The sequence below is a fragment of the Vibrio sp. Isolate34 genome (assembly GCF_022397915.1).
Classification (GTDB): Bacteria; Pseudomonadota; Gammaproteobacteria; order Enterobacterales; family Vibrionaceae; genus Vibrio.
Genome location: NZ_JAKEUO010000016.1, coordinates 25,243 through 43,795, shown reverse-complemented (window position 1 = coordinate 43,795; position 18,553 = coordinate 25,243). Strand labels below are relative to the sequence as shown.

The 18,553-nt window shown below is 46.0% G+C and carries 17 protein-coding genes; 12 read left to right on the top strand and 5 right to left on the bottom strand.

Features of this window, described 5'->3' with window-relative positions; translation table 11 throughout:
• Positions 1 to 125: 125 nt before the first annotated feature.
• Positions 126 to 1,331 (bottom strand): 3-phenylpropionate MFS transporter, encoded by a 1,206-nt coding sequence (locus tag L1D22_RS16690; protein WP_239830598.1) that lies wholly within the window; start codon positions 1,329 to 1,331, stop codon positions 126 to 128.
• Positions 1,332 to 1,561: 230 nt separating this feature from the next.
• Here L1D22_RS16690 and L1D22_RS16685 point away from each other — a divergent pair, with 230 nt between their 5' ends.
• From L1D22_RS16685 to fis, 9 genes are all read left to right on the top strand, one after another.
• Positions 1,562 to 3,394, top strand: coding sequence for a DUF294 nucleotidyltransferase-like domain-containing protein (locus L1D22_RS16685; RefSeq protein ID WP_239830597.1), 1,833 nt, complete (start codon positions 1,562 to 1,564; stop codon positions 3,392 to 3,394).
• Between the two features lie 11 nt (positions 3,395 to 3,405).
• Positions 3,406 to 4,038: a 3'-5' exonuclease gene (locus tag L1D22_RS16680; RefSeq protein ID WP_239830596.1), complete on the top strand. Its 633-nt coding sequence runs from the start codon at positions 3,406 to 3,408 to the stop codon at positions 4,036 to 4,038.
• Between the two features lie 218 nt (positions 4,039 to 4,256).
• Positions 4,257 to 6,206: an acetate--CoA ligase gene (acs, locus tag L1D22_RS16675; protein WP_009844693.1), complete on the top strand. Its 1,950-nt coding sequence runs from the start codon at positions 4,257 to 4,259 to the stop codon at positions 6,204 to 6,206.
• Between the two features lie 322 nt (positions 6,207 to 6,528).
• Positions 6,529 to 6,978 carry a type II 3-dehydroquinate dehydratase gene (gene aroQ, locus L1D22_RS16670; protein WP_010435475.1) on the top strand — a complete coding sequence of 150 codons (450 nt, stop codon included), beginning with the start codon at positions 6,529 to 6,531 and terminating at the stop codon, positions 6,976 to 6,978.
• Between the two features lie 74 nt (positions 6,979 to 7,052).
• The gene (accB, locus tag L1D22_RS16665; RefSeq protein ID WP_239830595.1) at positions 7,053 to 7,511 is read left to right on the top strand and encodes an acetyl-CoA carboxylase biotin carboxyl carrier protein; all 459 of its coding nucleotides are present in this window, start codon (positions 7,053 to 7,055) and stop codon (positions 7,509 to 7,511) included.
• A 15-nt stretch (positions 7,512 to 7,526) separates the two neighbouring features.
• Complete coding sequence (accC, locus tag L1D22_RS16660; protein ID WP_017633389.1) at positions 7,527 to 8,870, top strand: acetyl-CoA carboxylase biotin carboxylase subunit; 1,344 nt, start codon at positions 7,527 to 7,529, stop codon at positions 8,868 to 8,870.
• Positions 8,871 to 9,056: 186 nt separating this feature from the next.
• Positions 9,057 to 9,944, top strand: a complete 888-nt coding sequence (gene prmA / locus L1D22_RS16655) for a 50S ribosomal protein L11 methyltransferase (RefSeq protein ID WP_009844690.1) — start codon at positions 9,057 to 9,059, stop codon at positions 9,942 to 9,944.
• A gap of 139 nt (positions 9,945 to 10,083) precedes the next feature.
• The gene (dusB, locus tag L1D22_RS16650; protein ID WP_164913329.1) at positions 10,084 to 11,052 is read left to right on the top strand and encodes a tRNA dihydrouridine synthase DusB; all 969 of its coding nucleotides are present in this window, start codon (positions 10,084 to 10,086) and stop codon (positions 11,050 to 11,052) included.
• Positions 11,053 to 11,075: 23 nt separating this feature from the next.
• Positions 11,076 to 11,372: a DNA-binding transcriptional regulator Fis gene (gene fis, locus L1D22_RS16645; RefSeq protein WP_004729744.1), complete on the top strand. Its 297-nt coding sequence runs from the start codon at positions 11,076 to 11,078 to the stop codon at positions 11,370 to 11,372.
• 121 nt (positions 11,373 to 11,493) lie between these two features.
• On the opposite strand, the gene zntR is transcribed toward fis, so the two are convergent.
• The gene (zntR, locus tag L1D22_RS16640) at positions 11,494 to 11,925 is read right to left on the bottom strand and encodes a Zn(2+)-responsive transcriptional regulator (RefSeq protein WP_239830594.1); all 432 of its coding nucleotides are present in this window, start codon (positions 11,923 to 11,925) and stop codon (positions 11,494 to 11,496) included.
• 326 nt (positions 11,926 to 12,251) lie between these two features.
• Here zntR and purH point away from each other — a divergent pair, with 326 nt between their 5' ends.
• Positions 12,252 to 13,844, top strand: a complete 1,593-nt coding sequence (gene purH / locus L1D22_RS16635) for a bifunctional phosphoribosylaminoimidazolecarboxamide formyltransferase/IMP cyclohydrolase (RefSeq protein ID WP_239830593.1) — start codon at positions 12,252 to 12,254, stop codon at positions 13,842 to 13,844.
• 84 nt (positions 13,845 to 13,928) lie between these two features.
• Positions 13,929 to 15,218, top strand: coding sequence for a phosphoribosylamine--glycine ligase (gene purD, locus L1D22_RS16630; RefSeq protein ID WP_239830592.1), 1,290 nt, complete (start codon positions 13,929 to 13,931; stop codon positions 15,216 to 15,218).
• 178 nt (positions 15,219 to 15,396) lie between these two features.
• Here purD and L1D22_RS16625 read toward each other — a convergent pair whose 3' ends face one another.
• Together L1D22_RS16625 and hupA are read right to left on the bottom strand one after the other, a co-directional pair.
• Positions 15,397 to 16,095 (bottom strand): DUF1481 domain-containing protein, encoded by a 699-nt coding sequence (locus tag L1D22_RS16625; protein ID WP_239830591.1) that lies wholly within the window; start codon positions 16,093 to 16,095, stop codon positions 15,397 to 15,399.
• Positions 16,096 to 16,142: 47 nt separating this feature from the next.
• Positions 16,143 to 16,415 (bottom strand): nucleoid-associated protein HU-alpha, encoded by a 273-nt coding sequence (gene hupA, locus L1D22_RS16620; RefSeq protein ID WP_004729753.1) that lies wholly within the window; start codon positions 16,413 to 16,415, stop codon positions 16,143 to 16,145.
• Between the two features lie 270 nt (positions 16,416 to 16,685).
• On the opposite strand from hupA, the gene L1D22_RS16615 reads away from it, so the two are divergent.
• The gene (locus tag L1D22_RS16615) at positions 16,686 to 17,837 is read left to right on the top strand and encodes a hemolysin family protein (RefSeq protein WP_239830590.1); all 1,152 of its coding nucleotides are present in this window, start codon (positions 16,686 to 16,688) and stop codon (positions 17,835 to 17,837) included.
• A 79-nt stretch (positions 17,838 to 17,916) separates the two neighbouring features.
• Here L1D22_RS16615 and L1D22_RS16610 read toward each other — a convergent pair whose 3' ends face one another.
• Positions 17,917 to 18,504, bottom strand: a complete 588-nt coding sequence (locus L1D22_RS16610) for a DUF416 family protein (protein ID WP_239830589.1) — start codon at positions 18,502 to 18,504, stop codon at positions 17,917 to 17,919.
• Between the last annotated feature and the right edge of the window lie 49 nt (positions 18,505 to 18,553).

Sequence of the window (18,553 nt, the reverse complement as noted above, 5' to 3'; positions counted from 1 at the left end):
AACCCTTTCTTCATCCATAAAAAACCTCTCCATAGGGAGAGGTTTCATTTAACTAAGGATGTGGAATTAACTCAATCGCATCGCTTAAATTCTGTGCTTTGGGCTTTAAATATCAAGCGTAGCCATTAACTATGTGCTTCAGATTGCTTTGAATCCGAGTTTTCCGCGACTGTTTGATTAATCTCAACCACAGAGCTTCTTTCATCCAGCTTGATAAACAGTGCCAGTCCACCCATCGCAGCCATCGCCCAGAAGATATTCGCGCCCCACAATTCGTAGCCCCAACCACTTAGGGTCGTCATTATCGCGATAAAAGCACCAAGTGGTATCGCATTGTAAAGCGCCTGCAGTGCCACCATTTTGTTCGACTCTTGAGACTGAATGTATTGAATCGCAGCGATATGTGCCATCGCAAATGTCACCCCGTGCAACAGCTGAGCCACTATCAATACTGGAATCGCGGTCGTTGATGCGGTGATCCCCCAACGAGCCATAACCCCGATGCCAGCAATCACAAACAGAGTGCGTAATGATAATCCAGCAAACAGTCGCTTGCTCAGAGCAAATACTGCCACCTCAGCAACCACAGCCAAGCTCCACAGATAACCGATGATAGCCTCAGAGTGCCCCGCCTCTTTCCAGTAAATCGCACTAAAACTGTAATACGCGGCGTGGCTTCCTTGAAGCAGTGCCATCAATGCAAGAAACTTCACTACCGAAGATTCACGTAATAGTTGGCCAAGTTTAGGTCTTTCAGCGACTTGCTCAGACTCTGTCACCGGCATCACGTTTGGGTTTCTCATCGCGAGCAACAGAGAAACCAACACCCCTGCCAGCGCAGTATATAAGATCATATCCGTGCCAAATTCAGCCACCAGATAACCAACCACGGTAGAACCCGCAATAAATGCCACTGAACCCCACAAGCGTGTACGTCCGTAGTCGAGCATCTTAAGACGGCTGTAATGGTTCGCCATTGCATCCGAGAGCGGAATAATCGGTCCATAGCAGAGGTTGAACATTACCGTTGCTAGTAGCATCAATAAAAAGCTACCACCAGTAAAGAAATGGAAACCAACAAATAATAGCGCGACAAAACTGAGGCAACGCAGTGCTGGCATTAAATGCTCAACTTTATAGATACGTGGTGTTATCACAAAGTTGGCAACACAACGCGTAGCCAAACCCACACCAATCAATACACCAATGTCCCCCGCAGAAACGCCTTGGTCTTCAAACCACAGCGCCCAAAATGGCAGATAAACGCCATAGGCAAAAAAGAAACCAAGAAAATACTGAGAGATCCAGCCATAAGGGGAAGGGCTAAACATAAATAACCTATAAAAATGTGCGGAAAAAGGCAGCACTAATTATGCCTATCTCGCATACGATGAAAAAGGGAATTATTACTGGGATAGTATTCCCATATTCAATTAGTTTGAATATCGCATTTCAATGAAATATCTCACTCTCATCGATACCCATTCTCGCATTTAGACTAAAGTCGTCTGGAGCTTCGCTGGTAATTTGCCAGACTAAGTAAAGACTCCCAATTGTTTCGATGCTTATGCCTGATAAATTTAATATGCAGCACCCGCCCTTCGACAGCCTGTCCGACGCGGAACAGTTAACGCTGCGTTCCTCATTAGATGTGGTTTATTACCGAGCGCACGAGGTGATCTTGGAGGCCGACCGCCCAAGTCGCCATCTGCATATTCTGATTAAAGGGGCCGTCGAAGAGCGTGCCAGCAGCGATGGTGAGATCTACGCGCACTATGCCAATGACGATATTTTCGATGTGCGTAGTCAGTTTGAGCCTCACACCAAGCACCAATATATCGCGCTGGAAGATACCTTAAGTTATCTATTACCAACCGATATCTTCCTTGAGCTTTACCACGCCAATGGTCAGTTCGCGGCTTATTTTGATAGTAACCTCTCAACCCGAAAAGCATTGATTGAAGCGGCTCAGCAGCAACAGAATCTTGCTGAGTTCATACTGACCAAAGTCGACGAATCTATTTATCACCCACCACTGATACTCGAACCCGAACAACCGATTAACCAAGTGACTCAAACCCTTAAAGAGCAAGGGTTGGACTCGGCTCTGGTTCATTTAGATCATGATGATCCAAAAGCTTTTGGATCATCATGTACCTTTCCGTATGGAATCGTCACACGAACCAATTTATTGCACGCGGTGATGCTCGATAATCTCCCGCTCGATACTGCGGTTGGCGAGATAGCAACCTTCCCTGTTTTACATGTTAATCAAGGCGATTTTTTGTTTAATGCCATGATCACTATGACCCGAAATCGTGTAAAAAGGCTGATGGTTTGTGATGGTCAAAACGCAGTGGGCATGGTCGATATGACGCAAATACTCAGTGCGTTCTCCACTCACTCGCACGTGCTAACTCTGCGAATTGCGCGAGCCACCAGCATTGAAGAGTTGGCCATGGCTTCCAACAAGCAGCGTCAATTGGTCGAAAGCTTACTCAGTAATGGCATTCGTACACGCTTTATCATGGAGCTAATTTCAGCAGTAAATGAACAGATTATAGAGAAGGCGTTTGAGTTGGTTATCCCGCCAGCGCTGCACAATCATTGCTGCCTGATCGTATTGGGTTCTGAGGGGCGCGGGGAGCAAATTCTCAAAACCGATCAAGACAACGCTCTGATTATTCAAGATGGTTTGGAGTGGCATCAATGTCAAAGTGCCATGAACGACCTCACCCACACACTGCAGCAATTGGGGTATCCGTTATGCCCGGGCAACGTGATGGTCAACAATCCGAAATGGGTGCATTCAGAGCAAGAGTGGAAACAAACCCTCACCAGTTGGGTAAGAAAAGCAACGCCAGAGACCGTGATGGATATCGCCATCATGGCGGACGCACACGCCGTGGCGGGAAACAGAGAACTACTCAAACCGGTCAAACAGCACTTGAGTGATTTGATGCTCGGACAAGAGTTGATTCTGACCGAGTTCTGCCGCCCTGCTCTGAACTTCTCGGTTCCCCTGACCCTGTTTGGTAATGTGAAACAATCCAAGTCAGGACTCGACATCAAACAAGGCGGTATTTTCCCTCTCGTGCACGGTGTCAGAGCGCTGAGCCTTGAACATGGTGTGACGGTCAATAACACCTTCGAACGCATTGAGCATCTCGTGAGTAAGAAGGTACTAGAGCAAAGCACCGCGGATAACCTCAATGAAGCGCTCAAGCAGTTCTTTAAGTGGCGCTTATCGCAACGCCTATCGCAACAACACAGCAGCAATAAAATAGACGTCAAACTAATGGAACGAGCTGACCGAGATCTGCTTCGTCATAGCCTGCACGTGGTTAAGAAATTCAAGCAATGGCTCGGCTACCACTATCAAATAAGGGACTAGGCGATTGAACGATGAATAGACTGGTTCGCTACTACTGGCATCACAAGCTCAAAGGCTCTCCGTATCAGCCTCTGTTTACTGCGCCTGTTCATCAAGAATATGTTTCACTCGATTGTGAAACCACCAGCCTCGATCCCAATCAAGCCGAACTGGTGACCATTGCCGCAACGAAGATCATCGGTAACCGAATCATCACCAGCCAACCTTTTGAAGTGCGGCTGCGGGCGCCTCAATCGCTCGATTGCAATTCGATAAAAATCCACCGCATTCGCCATCAAGATCTCAAGCATGGAATCGAAGAAAAACAGGCTCTAATTGAGCTACTAAGCTTCATTGGTAATCGTCCTTTAGTCGGCTATCACATCCGCTATGACAAGAAAATTCTCGACCGTGCCTGTTTAAAACAGCTCGGATTTCCGCTGCCTAACCGATTAGTCGAAGTGAGCCAACTCTATCAAGACAAACTCGAAAGACAGTTGCCCAATGCCTACTTCGATCTCAGTATGGATGCCATCTGTCGCCAGCTTGATTTGCCGATTCCGGTCAATAAACATGATGCATTACAAGACGCTATCTCCGCTGCGCTGATCTTTGTTCGCCTGAAACACGGTGACCTGCCCCGCTTCAACTCTTCTTATTCTTAATTCAACCACTGGCTTTCTACATAGAGAGCAACATCTCAAAAATGAACTTAACTCGCTATTTTGTAAGTGAAAAGCGGCGTCTCATCCTAAAGTCTAATTGTGGAAATCGCCGTCCTAGCCGAGAGTGATAACACAAAGACGGTTCTGTAATAGACCTAAAAACTGAACACAAAGGAAGTTGCCAGTTCATTAGGAATGTAGGCACAAGGAGAGATGCAATGAGTGAAGCCCACGTTTATCCGGTAAAAGAAAATATTAAATCAACCACACACGCGGATAATGACACTTACCTAGCCATGTACCAGCAATCTGTTTCTGACCCTGAAGGCTTTTGGGGTGAACATGGAAAAATCGTTGATTGGATTAAGCCTTTCACACAGGTAAAGAATACCTCTTTCGACCCTGGTCATATCGACATCCGCTGGTTTGAAGATGGCACGCTTAACGTATCGGCTAACTGTATCGACCGTCACCTTGCTGAACGCGGTGATGAAGTCGCTATCATCTGGGAAGGCGATGATCCTGCCGATGATAAAACCCTAACTTTTAATGAACTACACAAAGAAGTGTGCCTGTTTTCAAATGCTCTGAAAGAGCAAGGCGTACGTAAAGGTGATGTGGTTTGTTTATACATGCCAATGGTGCCAGAAGCGGCAGTAGCAATGCTGGCATGTACCCGTATTGGTGCAGTTCACACGGTAGTATTTGGTGGTTTCTCACCAGAAGCTCTGTCTGGTCGTATTATCGATTCAAATTCTAAAGTCGTTATCACTGCCGATGAAGGCGTGCGTGGCGGCCGTGCTGTTCCACTTAAGAAAAACGTTGATGAAGCGCTAACTAACCCTGAAGTGAAGAACATCGAGAAGGTTGTGGTATTCAAACGTACTGGCGGTGATGTTGCTTGGCATGAACACCGTGATGTTTGGTGGCACGATGCTATTGCAAACGTATCGGCAGATTGCCCACCAGAAGAGATGAACGCAGAAGATCCACTGTTCATCCTTTACACGTCAGGCTCAACGGGCAAACCTAAAGGTGTTATGCACACCACAGGTGGTTACCTTGTTTATGCAGCGATGACCTTTAAATATGTATTCGATTACCAAGAAGGCGAAACCTTCTGGTGTACAGCCGATGTGGGTTGGATCACGGGTCACACATACCTTGTATACGGGCCGCTAGCTAATGGTGCAAAAACCATTCTGTTTGAAGGCGTGCCGAACTACCCGAACACCAGCCGCATGAGTGAAGTGGTCGATAAGCACCAAGTTAATATTCTTTATACTGCGCCAACGGCTATTCGTGCATTGATGGCGAAAGGCAATGAAGCGGTTGAAGGTACTTCTCGTGACAGCCTAAGAATCATGGGCTCAGTAGGTGAACCTATCAACCCAGAAGCGTGGGAGTGGTACTACAAAACGATTGGTAATGAGCAGTCTCCAATTGTTGATACATGGTGGCAAACTGAAACGGGCGGCATCTTAATCGCACCACTACCGGGCGCAACCGACCTAAAACCAGGTTCAGCAACGCGTCCATTCTTCGGTGTACAACCGGCACTGGTTGATAACATGGGTAACATCATTGAGGGCGCAACTGACGGCAACCTAGTAATCCTAGATTCTTGGCCGGGCCAAATGCGTACTGTTCATGGCGATCATGACCGCTTTGAACAGACTTACTTCTCTACGTTTAAAGGCATGTACTTCACCAGTGATGGCGCGCGTCGTGATGAAGACGGCTACTACTGGATTACTGGTCGCGTTGATGACGTACTTAACGTGTCTGGTCACCGTATGGGTACTGCAGAGATTGAATCGGCTCTAGTAGCGTTCGATAAGATTGCAGAGGCAGCGATTGTGGGTATTCCTCACGATATTAAAGGCCAAGCAATTTACGCTTACATCACGCTGAATGATGGCGAGTTCCCAACAGCTGAACTTCATAAAGAAGTGAAAGACTGGGTACGTAAAGAGATTGGCCCAATCGCAACGCCAGATGTACTGCACTGGACCGACTCATTACCGAAAACTCGTTCAGGTAAAATCATGCGTCGTATCCTGCGTAAGATTGCTACCGGTGATACAGGTAACCTAGGTGATACCTCTACTTTGGCAGACCCAAGTGTGGTTGATAAGCTGATTGCCGAGAAAGCAGAACTGGCATAAGCAACCAGTCACACCCTGGATTACTGTTTAAAACAGACCTTACCTAAACCGTCACCTATGTGGCGGTTTTTTTATGGCTGATCTTGATCTCAAATATCCCGCCCCAAATTAAGGCTAAGGCACTTTTTTGTTAAGTTGGTAACAATTCCATGCTGTATCAATAGGAGATTAGACCAGTAAATTGCTGCGATTTGCGCTGAATTAGCTATAATCTGGTTCTAATTTTTAAATTTGGGTTTTTCTCACTAGAAATTAACCGCAAATTTTCAATAAAATGGCAACATTCACGTTCGTAAACACGATAAAGGAAGATAGCCCCACGATGTCTACAAAGTTTCGCATTCTAGTTTTAAATGGCCCAAACCTTAACCTGTTAGGCCTAAGAGAGCCGGCACACTACGGTTCTCAAACACTTGACCAGATTATTAGCTCATTGACCGAGCAAGCGAAAGCACACGATGTTGAGCTATCTCACTTACAGTCAAATCGCGAGTATGAACTGATTGAAGCGATCCATAGTGCTTATCAAAATGTTGATTTTATCATTATCAACCCAGCAGCCTTTACACATACCAGTGTGGCACTGCGTGATGCACTACTTGGCGTTGCGATCCCATTTATTGAGGTCCATCTATCGAATGTTCACGCACGTGAACCATTCCGTCACCACTCTTACCTATCTGATAAAGCAGAAGGTGTGATTTGTGGCTTAGGTGCCCAAGGTTATCAATTTGCTTTGACCGCTGCGCTCAGCAAGCTCAACTCAAAGTAAACATAAACAACGAACTATTACTAACCTACTCAGTCATAGAGTAAGTTCAATTAACAGATAAAGAGAAAGAAACAATGGATATTCGCAAAATCAAAAAGCTAATCGAATTGGTTGAAGAGTCTGGTATTTCTGAGCTAGAAATCTCTGAAGGTGAAGAGTCAGTACGAATCAGTCGTAACAGCACTGCACCTGTAGCACCTGTTCAATATGCAGCAGCTCCAGCTCCTGTAGCAGCGGCAGCAGCTCCTGCGGCAGCGGCACCTGTAGCAGCAGAAGCAGCGGCTCCAGCAGTTCCAACGGGCCACCAAGTTCTTTCTCCAATGGTTGGTACTTTCTACGGCGCTCCAAGCCCAGACGCAAAACCATTCGTTAAAGTTGGTCAATCAGTAACAGCTGGCGAAACTCTATGTATCGTTGAAGCAATGAAAATGATGAACCAAATCGAAGCTGATAAGTCTGGTGTTGTTACCGCTATCCTAGTTGAAGACGGTCAACCAGTAGAATTCGACCAAGCTCTAGTCATTATCGAATAATAGAGAGCACTCATTATGTTAGATAAATTAGTAATCGCGAACCGTGGTGAGATTGCACTACGTATTCTGCGTGCATGTAAAGAGCTTGGCATTAAAACGGTAGCTGTTCACTCAACAGCTGACCGTGATCTTAAGCACGTACTGCTTGCAGACGAAACCATTTGTATCGGTCCAGCTCGTGGTATCGATAGCTACCTGAACATCCCTCGTATCATCAGCGCTGCTGAAGTTACAGGCGCAGTAGCCGTTCACCCTGGCTACGGCTTCCTATCTGAAAATGCAGACTTTGCAGAACAGGTAGAGCGTAGTGGCTTTATCTTTGTTGGCCCTAAAGCTGAAACCATTCGCATGATGGGTGACAAAGTGTCAGCTATCACGTCAATGAAGAAAGCTGGCGTACCTTGTGTACCAGGTTCTGATGGTCCTCTTGATGACGACGACGCGAAAAACAAAGCGCACGCTAAGCGCATTGGTTTCCCAGTAATCATCAAAGCATCTGGCGGCGGCGGCGGGCGTGGTATGCGTGTTGTTCGTTCTGAAGCAGAACTAACAGAAGCTATCGCGATGACTCGTGCTGAAGCAAAAGCATGTTTCAACAACGACATGGTTTACATGGAGAAATTCCTAGAAAACCCACGTCACATTGAAGTACAAGTGCTTGCAGATGGCCAAGGTAATGCTATCCACCTAGGTGAGCGTGACTGTTCAATGCAGCGTCGTCACCAGAAAGTTGTGGAAGAAGCACCCGCTCCAGGTATCACTGAAGAGATGCGTAAGTACATCGGCGAACGCTGTACTCGTGCTTGTCTTGAGATTGGTTACCGCGGTGCAGGTACATTTGAATTCCTATACGAGAACGGTGAGTTCTACTTCATCGAAATGAACACTCGTATCCAGGTTGAGCACACGATTACTGAAATGGTAACGGGTATCGACCTAGTGAAAGAGCAACTGCGTATTGCTGCTGGCCAGCCTCTATCATTCACACAAGATGATATTAAACTGCGTGGCCACTCAATCGAATGTCGTATCAATGCGGAAGATCCAGTTCGTTTCCTACCTTCTCCAGGTAAGATTGAACGTTTCCACGCACCTGGCGGCATGGGCGTACGTTGGGAATCTCATATCTACACAGGTTACACAGTGCCACCACACTACGATTCAATGATTGGTAAGCTGATCACTTACGGTGAGAACCGTGATGTTGCTATCGCTCGTATGAAGAATGCACTGGGTGAAATGATTGTTGAAGGTATTAACGTTAATACTGAACTTCAACTGTCTATTATGAACGACGAAAACTTCCAACACGGTGGTGCGAACATCCACTACCTTGAGAAGAAGCTTGGTCTGCAATAAAACTAGCCCTAAGTAATCGGTTCTTTTAAGAACATTTAAAATGCTCACTTCGGTGAGCATTTTTGTTTTTAGAGCACCGAAAAACTCAATCTTTAATCCCCATTTTATTCCGTGGGGTTTTGGTGAATTTGCTCATATTTTCTGCTAGACTCGCCATCCAATTTTTCTCATATAGAAGATGCAGCCATGCCTTGGATTCAAATCAAGCTTAATGCTACCAATGAAAATGCCGAACAAATCGGCGACATGTTAATGGAAGAGACTGGTGCTCTTTCTGTAACTTTCCTGGATGCACAAGATACCCCTGTATTTGAGCCTCTGCCGGGTGAAACTCGCCTTTGGGGTGATACTGACATTCTCGCGCTTTACGACGCTGAGACTGATACTGGTGTCGTTCTAGCGCAGATTAAAGCAAGCAACATGTTCCCTGCAGACTTTGCTCATAAAGTAGAGCAAATTGAAGACAAGGATTGGGAACGTGAATGGATGGACAACTTCCACCCAATGAAGTTTGGTGAGCGTTTATGGATCTGCCCTAGCTGGCGCGATATCCCTGAGCCTGACGCTGTAAACGTAATGCTGGATCCAGGTCTTGCATTCGGTACAGGTACTCACCCAACAACGGCATTGTGTCTTGAGTGGCTTGAAGGCCTAGACCTAACAGGCAAAACCGTGATCGACTTCGGTTGTGGTTCAGGCATCCTAGCGATCGCAGCGATCAAACTTGGCGCAGCAAAAGTTATCGGGATCGACATTGATCCTCAAGCTCTGCTTGCATCAAAAGACAACGCACAACGCAATGGCGTTGCTGAGCAACTAGAGGTGTTCTTGCCACAAGATCAGCCTGAAGGTTTACTGGCTGACGTTGTTGTGGCCAACATTCTTGCAGGTCCATTACGCGACCTTTCAGGCATCATTAAAGGCCTAGTTAAGCCAAATGGTGTGCTGGCGATGTCGGGTGTTTTAGATACACAAGCGGAAGATGTTGCGACTTATTATCGTGATGAGCTTCACATTGATCCGATCATCGAGCAACAAGAGTGGTGTCGTATCTCTGGTCGCAAGCAAGGCTAGACAAGACTTTGGGCGCTAATTGATTGAATTTTATGCAAATTACAAAAACAATTTGTAAATGCTCAAATATTAGTCTTTTCACGCAGCGAAAAAATGCGTAAAATGCGCGCCCTTGCTGGTACAGAACTGTGATGACGTTTTGAAAATCGGAAATTATCAACTTAAGAACAATCTAATCGTCGCTCCAATGGCTGGCGTAACGGATAGACCATTCCGTGAGTTGTGTCTTCGCTATGGTGCGGGGATGGCAGTCAGTGAAATGATGTCCTCCAATCCTAAGGTTTGGAAAACGTCGAAGTCTCAGCAGCGTATGGTACATGAAGGCGAATCGGGCATTCGTTCAGTACAAATCGCTGGTGCAGATCCACAGCTTATGGCCGAGGCTGCTCAATTCAATGTCGATAACGGTGCGCAAATCATCGATATCAATATGGGGTGTCCAGCCAAAAAAGTGAATAAGAAGCTTGCGGGCTCTGCCCTACTTCAGCATCCAGAACTCATTGAAGAGATCTTGAAGGCTGTTGTAAACGCAGTCGACGTTCCAGTAACGTTAAAGACTCGTACAGGCTGGGATACAGATAACAGAAACTGTGTCCAAATCGCTAAAATAGCCGAAGACTGCGGCATACAGGCACTTGCCCTTCACGGGAGAACTCGCGCTTGTATGTACAAAGGTGAGGCAGAATACAAACACATTAAAGCGGCGAAACAAGCTGTATCTATTCCGGTTATTGCTAACGGTGATATCGATAGCCCGGAAAAAGCTAAGTTTGTGCTGGAGTACACCGGCGCTGACGCTTTGATGATTGGTCGTCCTGCCCAAGGTCGTCCGTGGATTTTTAACGAAATCCTACACTATTTGGAAAACGGCACCACGATGGACCCACTCCCAATCTTGGAAGTGAAGGACATCATGCTTGGTCATGTTAACGCTCTGCATGAATTCTATGGAGAGTTTTTAGGCCCTCGCATCGCTCGTAAGCATGTGGGTTGGTATCTAAAAGAGCATGAACAAGCGAGTGAGTTTCGCCGTACCTTCAACGCACTCGAAGCAGGTGATCTGCAGCTTGAGGCGCTAGAAGGTTATTTTGATAACGTTGCACCATAATTACGAGAAGAGCTAGACCGAATATGTTCGAACAAAATCTGACTTCAGAAGCATTGACAGTGACTACAGTAACATCACAAGACCAAATCACGCAGAAACCACTACGTGATTCAGTGAAAGCATCATTGAAAAACTACCTTGCTCAATTAAACGGTCAAGAAGTCAGCGAGTTATACGAACTAGTATTAGCTGAAGTTGAACAGCCACTACTAGACACCATCATGCAGTACACTCGCGGTAACCAAACTCGCGCAGCAACTATGATGGGTATCAACCGCGGTACTCTTCGCAAGAAACTTAAAAAATACGGCATGAACTAATCGTTCTTTCGTAATTAATTGAATTGAAAGCCAAGCTCATTGATTGAGTTTGGCTTTTTTTTAGATTGTCGATTGAGTACCAGAAAAAATCTAGTATCAGAACTGGTTATAAAAGGCGCTGTTAGCTACAGCAACGCCCCTTATCAAGGTTTGCTGAGTCTAAGGCTGCCAGAATAGAACAATGGCTCGCATCGTCATCTATGTGGCCACAACACGCATCATTAATCTTCTTGAGTGCAGTGCGAATCTTGGTGAGCTCAGTAATCTTCTCATCAATCATCTCCAGCTTGGTTGTGGTAATCGACTTCACTTCGGCGCAACTGTGCTGTGTCGCTTCCAAACGAATCTCAAGCAATTCTTTAATCTCATCCAAACTCAGCCCCAACTCTTTGGATTTGAGAATAAAGGTCACCTGTTTCTGGTTATTTTCATCATAGAGACGATAACCCGACTCACTGCGACTGGCTGGCGCAATCAGATTATTCTTCTCATAAAATCGCAAGGTATCGGCCGTCACACCGCATCGTTTCGCTAATTCACCGATCTGGAACATGTTTTTTCCTACTCTTTCGTCCATTCCACAATTAACCTTATCGTTACTTTTCAGGCTGAAATGGCACTTTTAATAATTAATTTTGAGATGCCAAACGATTGCGCGAGCTTTTTTGTAATAAATTAGTTAGAATCTGCGCCATCAAATTTGGAGTTGGTTATCTTATAGCGAGATCATAAGACAAACCCAAAAGGTCTTTACCAAAACTGGCCAATATTTTATCTCTTAACTGGTATCTAAGATAATCCACGCTAAGAAGATAGAAACAAGTTCTTTTTTGGCAAATATCTTTATTTTAACCCCATGAATTTGAGGAAGATGGAAGCATGAATAACGCTCGTCCAATTCGCCGCGCTCTAATCAGCGTATCAGACAAAACTGGTATCGTTGAATTTGCACAAGCTCTTGCTAACCGTGGTGTAGATATCCTATCTACCGGTGGCACTGCTCGCCTGCTTGCTGAAAAAGGCATCTCTGTTACAGAAGTATCTGACTACACTGGTTTCCCAGAAATGATGGATGGCCGTGTTAAGACTCTGCACCCAAAAGTTCATGGTGGTGTTCTAGGCCGTCGTGGTCAAGACGATGACGTGATGGAAACTCACGGTATCAACCCTATCGATATGGTTGTTGTAAACCTATACCCATTCGCAGAAACCGTTGCTAAAGAAGGTTGTACCCTTGCTGATGCTGTTGAGAACATCGACATCGGCGGTCCTACAATGGTTCGCTCTGCAGCGAAAAACCACAAAGACGTGACTATCGTTGTGAACGCTCACGACTACGAGCGCGTTGTTGCTGAAATGGACGCGAACGAGAAATCGCTAACGCTAGAGACTCGCTTCGACCTAGCTATCGCAGCATTCGAGCACACGGCTTCTTACGACGGCATGATCGCAAACTACTTCGGCACTATGGTTCCTAGCTACGGCGAGAACAAAGAAGGTGACGAAGAGTCTAAGTTCCCTCGCACGTTCAACCAACAGTTCGAGAAAAAACAAGACATGCGCTACGGTGAGAACAGCCACCAAGCAGCAGCATTCTACGTTGAAGCAAACCCAGAAGAAGCGTCAGTGTCTACTGCTCGCCAAATTCAAGGTAAAGCGCTTTCTTACAACAACATCGCTGACACTGATGCAGCACTTGAGTGTGTGAAAGAGTTCGACCAGCCAGCATGTGTAATCGTTAAGCACGCTAACCCATGTGGTGTAGCACTAGGTGAAAACATCCTAGAAGCTTACGATCGTGCATTCAAAACAGACCCAACGTCTGCATTTGGCGGCATCATCGCATTCAACCGCGAGCTAGACGCAGCGACAGCAACGGCTATCACTGAGCGTCAATTCGTTGAAGTTATCATTGCACCTTCTGTTTCTGCTGAAGCAATAGAAATCGTAGCGGCTAAGAAAAACCTTCGACTACTTGAGTGTGGTGAGTGGACAACTAAGACAACCGGTTTTGACGTTAAACGCGTTAACGGTGGCTTGCTAGTTCAAGACCGCGACCAAGGCATGGTATCTGAAGATGACCTTAAAGTGGTTTCTAAGCGCCAACCTACAGCTGAAGAGCTAAAAGACGCGCTATTCTGCTGGAAAGTAGCGAAGTACGTTAAATCTAACGCGATCGTTTACTCAAAAGGCGACATGACTATTGGTGTGGGCGCAGGCCAAATGAGCCGCGTTTACTCTGCGAAAATCGCAGGCATCAAAGCTGCAGACGAAGGTCTACAGGTTGAAGGTTGTGTAATGGCATCAGATGCATTCTTCCCATTCCGTGACGGTATCGACGCGGCAGCAGAAGCTGGCATCAAGTGTGTTATCCAACCGGGTGGCTCTATGCGTGATGACGAAGTTATCGCAGCAGCAGACGAACACGGCATGGCGATGATCTTTACGGGTATGCGTCACTTCCGCCACTAATTTCCTGTTTATCTAACGATTATTAGTTATCAAGCCTCTCAACTTTGAGAGGCTTTTAAGAATTAAAGACTTAAGGATTGAAACATGAACGTATTAATCATCGGTGCTGGCGGCAGAGAACATGCTTTAGGTTGGAAAGCAGCACAAAACCCAAACGTTGAAACAGTATTCATTGCTCCAGGTAACGCAGGTACTGCGCTTGAGCCGAAACTTGAAAACGTAAACATCGGTGTTGAAGACATCGCAGGTTTAGTCGCGTTTGCTCAAGAGAAAAAAATCGAACTGACAATCGTTGGCCCTGAAGCGCCATTAGTTATTGGTGTGGTTGACGCATTCCGCGAAGTTGGTCTGCCTATCTTTGGCCCAACTCAAGCAGCAGCGCAGCTTGAAGGCTCTAAAGCATTCACGAAAGACTTCCTAGCTCGTCATGACATCCCAACAGGTTACTACGCAAACTTCACTGAGATCGATCCTGCTATCGCTTACGTACGTGAGCAAGGCGCACCAATCGTAGTGAAAGCTGATGGTCTTGCGGCAGGTAAAGGCGTTATCGTTGCGATGACACTTGAAGAAGCTGAAGACGCAATCAAAGACATGCTTGCTGGCAACGCATTTGGCGAAGCAGGCAGTCGCGTGGTGATTGAAGAGTTCCTTGAAGGCGAAGAAGCAAGCTTCATCGTAATGGTTGACGGTTCTAGCGTTCTTCCTATGGCCACCAGCCAAGACCACAAACGTGTTGGCGACAAAGACACTGGTCCGAATACTGGCGGTATGGGTGCTTACTCTCCAGCTCCAGTTGTGACTCCTGAAATCCACAACCGTATCCTTGAGGAAGTTATCTACCCAACGGTACGTGGTATGGATGCAGAAGGCGCACCTTACACTGGTTTCCTTTATGCTGGTTTAATGATCGATGCTGACGGCACACCTAAGGTTATCGAATACAACTGCCGCTTCGGCGACCCTGAGACGCAACCTATCATGATGCGTATGGAGTCAGACCTTGTTGAGCTTTGCCTAATGGCTATCGACGAGAAGCTGGACGAAGCAGAATCTAAGTGGGATCCACGCGCTTCGATCGGTGTTGTTCTTGCAGCTGGCGGCTACCCTGCTGACTACGCAAAAGGCGATGTTATTGCACTACCAACAAGCGAAGTTGAAGGCCAAAAGGTTTTCCACGCAGGTACTACAAATAACGAAGCTGGCGACGTTGTGACAAACGGCGGCCGTGTACTTTGTGCAACAGCGCTAGGTAACACGGTTTCTGAGGCTCAGGAGCGCGCTTACGCGTTAACGAAGCAAGTTAGCTGGAATGGTATGTTCCACCGCAATGACATTGGTTACCGCGCGATTGCGCGCGAGCAAGAGCAGTAATCAATACTGTCACTCGCTTAATCCGAATACGGTAAGTGAATGACCGCAAAAGACTGTTCGCAACAAAATGAAAAAAGGCGCCTCTAAGGCGCCTTTTTATTACTTAATCTGCGGCTGTACAGATAAATCAGCACTTGGCCTACCATAGGCCAAATACTCTTAATTCTTTGATTGCTCACTACTCTTTCAGTAATGATGGCCTTGTCACACAGTCATGGCTGTCATCAGCTAACATCAGTAACTCTTCAACCGACATTTTACCGAGTGAATTGCTGCCTAGAAACGCGGCATAGTTTTCCACAGACGCCAATCGGTCAATCACGAAGCTTGGTAAGGTTTGATTAAACTCAAAGCTATCAAATTCTCCGCCAGAACATGTTTCGAAAGAGCTACCATTCCAGTACCCCTGAATCAGTCGAAAACCTTCGTCATACTGCTTCATTGTGGTCTCTAGAACCGACTTGGCTTCTTTCTGGTAGTTCTCAAGCTGTTTAACTTGGATAGGTAAGATCTTGTTGTTAAGACGATACTGTTGATAAACAGCTTCGCCTGGCTTATTGAAACGCACATGGACGAGATAAGGGACTAGCTCATTCGATGAATTACGCTGTTCGCCTTCACGAATGAATTCACGCAGTACACCTTCCGACCAGGCATAGTCAGTTTGGTACCAGCCGTAATCGCCCACAGTGACGTAGTCAGCTGAAGTATGAGGTTGTGTTAGCTTGTTGGTGACCCAATAGAAACTTGTCGCGTCGCCCATGACTTGGCCGCCGGTATGAGTTTCAAATTGCTCTAGGTTTTTGCGAGGGCTTGTTGAAGAACAGCCAATGAGAAATGTAGATAATAGTGAAACGAGAAGAAATGCTTTTTTCATAAAAACCTGTACCGAGGTGGAATACGACTACCTCGGTACAGTTTAGATTATTTCACTGAATCTTTCAGCGCTTTACCTGCAACAAATGCTGGAACATTTGCAGCAGCGATTTGGATCTCGTCACCAGTTTTTGGGTTACGACCAGTGCGAGCTGCACGGTGGTTTACTTTAAAAGTACCAAAACCAATTAGCTGAACTTGATCGCCATCTTTAAGAGCATCTGTAACACCGCCAAGAGTCGCTTCTAGAGCTGCTTTAGCTTGTGCTTTAGAAAGGTCCGCTTTTTCAGCAATAAAGTCGATTAATTGAGTCTTGTTCATTTTAGGTTTCCCTTCTTTGTATTTTTGAATTCAATTCACTCTAAAACATAAATGCCCCATCTGGCAAAGGTTTGTCGTCGATCTTTAGCTCTAATGCCGTAGTTTTAGCCATAATATGAGTAATAACTCACAATTTGTTACTGATTTTATTGAGCAAGCCCTTGTTTAAAAGGGGCTCAGCGCAAAATTAATGATGACCTAGCCACTACTTTTTCTCTATAATCCACGCTGAATCGCTGATAAAGCGTACAATTTAATTTAAGGGCAAACATGCTGCTGCTAACTATTTACATCTCCATTGCTATTGGAGTCTCTTTCATTTGTTCTGTTTTGGAAGCTGTACTTTTGAGTATTAGTCCGAGCTACATTGCTCAACTAAAACAAAATGGGCACCCTGCAGCAGAGTCATTAGACAAACTGAAAACAGATATTGACCGTCCACTGGCATCAATTTTAACGCTCAACACCATCGCGCACACTATCGGTGCAGCGACAGCGGGTGCACAAGCAGCGGTTGTATTTGGTAGCCAATGGTTGGGTGTATTCTCAGCCGTGCTAACTCTGGGTATTTTGGTCTTGTCTGAGATTGTTCCAAAAACGATTGGTGCAACCTACTGGCGTCAACTTGCTCCAGCATCATCAACTGTACTTCGTTGGATGGTGTTCTTCCTAACTCCGTTTGTTTGGTTCTCAGAGCAAATTACAAAGCGTCTGGCTCGCGGTCACCAAGCGCCAAAAATGCGGGATGAGTTGTCTGCAATGGCAATTTTGGCAAAAGAGAGCGGTGAGTTTGCAGAAGGTGAATCAAAAATCCTGAGCAACCTACTTGGCATTCAAGACGTGCCTGTGACTCAAGTAATGACACCACGCCCAGTTGTGTTCCGTGTTGATGCGGAAATGAGTGTGAATACTTTCCTTGAGCAACACAAAGACACGCCATTCTCTCGCCCACTGGTCTACAGCGAGCAGAGTGATAACATCATCGGCTTTGTCCACCGCTTGGAACTGTTTAGATTGCAGCAAGCCGGTTGTGGTGAAAAAGCGCTAGGAGAAGTGATGCGTCCTATTCACGTGTTACTGAACAACATGGGCCTAGCGAAAGCCTTTGACCAAATGATGGCGAACCGCCTGCAACTGTCTCTGGTTGTTGATGAGTACGGCACAATTCAGGGCATCATCACCCTAGAAGACATCTTTGAGCACCTTGTCGGTGAAGAGATCGTCGACGAAGCGGATAAGACTACTGACATGCAAGAACTGGCGTTTCAACGCTGGGAGAAGTGGAAAGAGACACACGGTGTTATCGAAAACCGCGATGAAGAGGACGAGCTAGAGGAAGAAACTCCAGCAGACAACGAAACCTCTGATTCAAAAACGGCGGATGAAGAGCAAGCGCCAAAAGAAGAGAAAAAAGACGCTTAATCTAAATTTGATATCGTCAGATACAATAAAGGCTCCCAAGGAGCCTTTATTTTTATTCGTACTTTAATGCGATAACGAATTATAACGCGACACCAATGTTACTGACTGGGTCTTCACGCAGTTCGTGGCGTAGGTCTTTAATAAGCTCTAGGTCGCGCTCAGTCGTTTCGCGTAGAGGTCGGAAAATGGCCCACTGAACATCCCACTCTTCACACACCGCTTCGTTTTCTTTCTGATTTTCGTTTATCACTTCATCTGCACCTTGAGCAAACTCAAGCTCAGCAACCGTCTTCACCGATTGTTGACTCACTTTAATCACAGCTTCAAACATGTGCTCACGGTCAAGCAGACCATGGATCAGCGTTGCTAAGCCTTGGCAAGCGTCCATTGCAGGGTAAACACCATAGAAGTCAAAATCATCTGCGCTAGGGAATAGTTCTTCTACTTTCTCTAGTTGACGTTCAAAGTTCACCTTTGCCGTTTTAACCGTTAGGATCTCCCAAATGCTATCCAAAACATCACGATAGATTCGAGCTTCCGCAAATTCTGTATTCTCACAAAACATGGCATAGTTAGGGTACATACGCTCACATAGACACGCCATAAAGGTAATTTGTTGCCAAGGTTCTAACTTTTCAAGACGAACCTGCAGTGGATTCTGAAGCATAGTCACTCAATAATTGCAGAAAAAGACAACGAAAGTGTACTTGATAAAC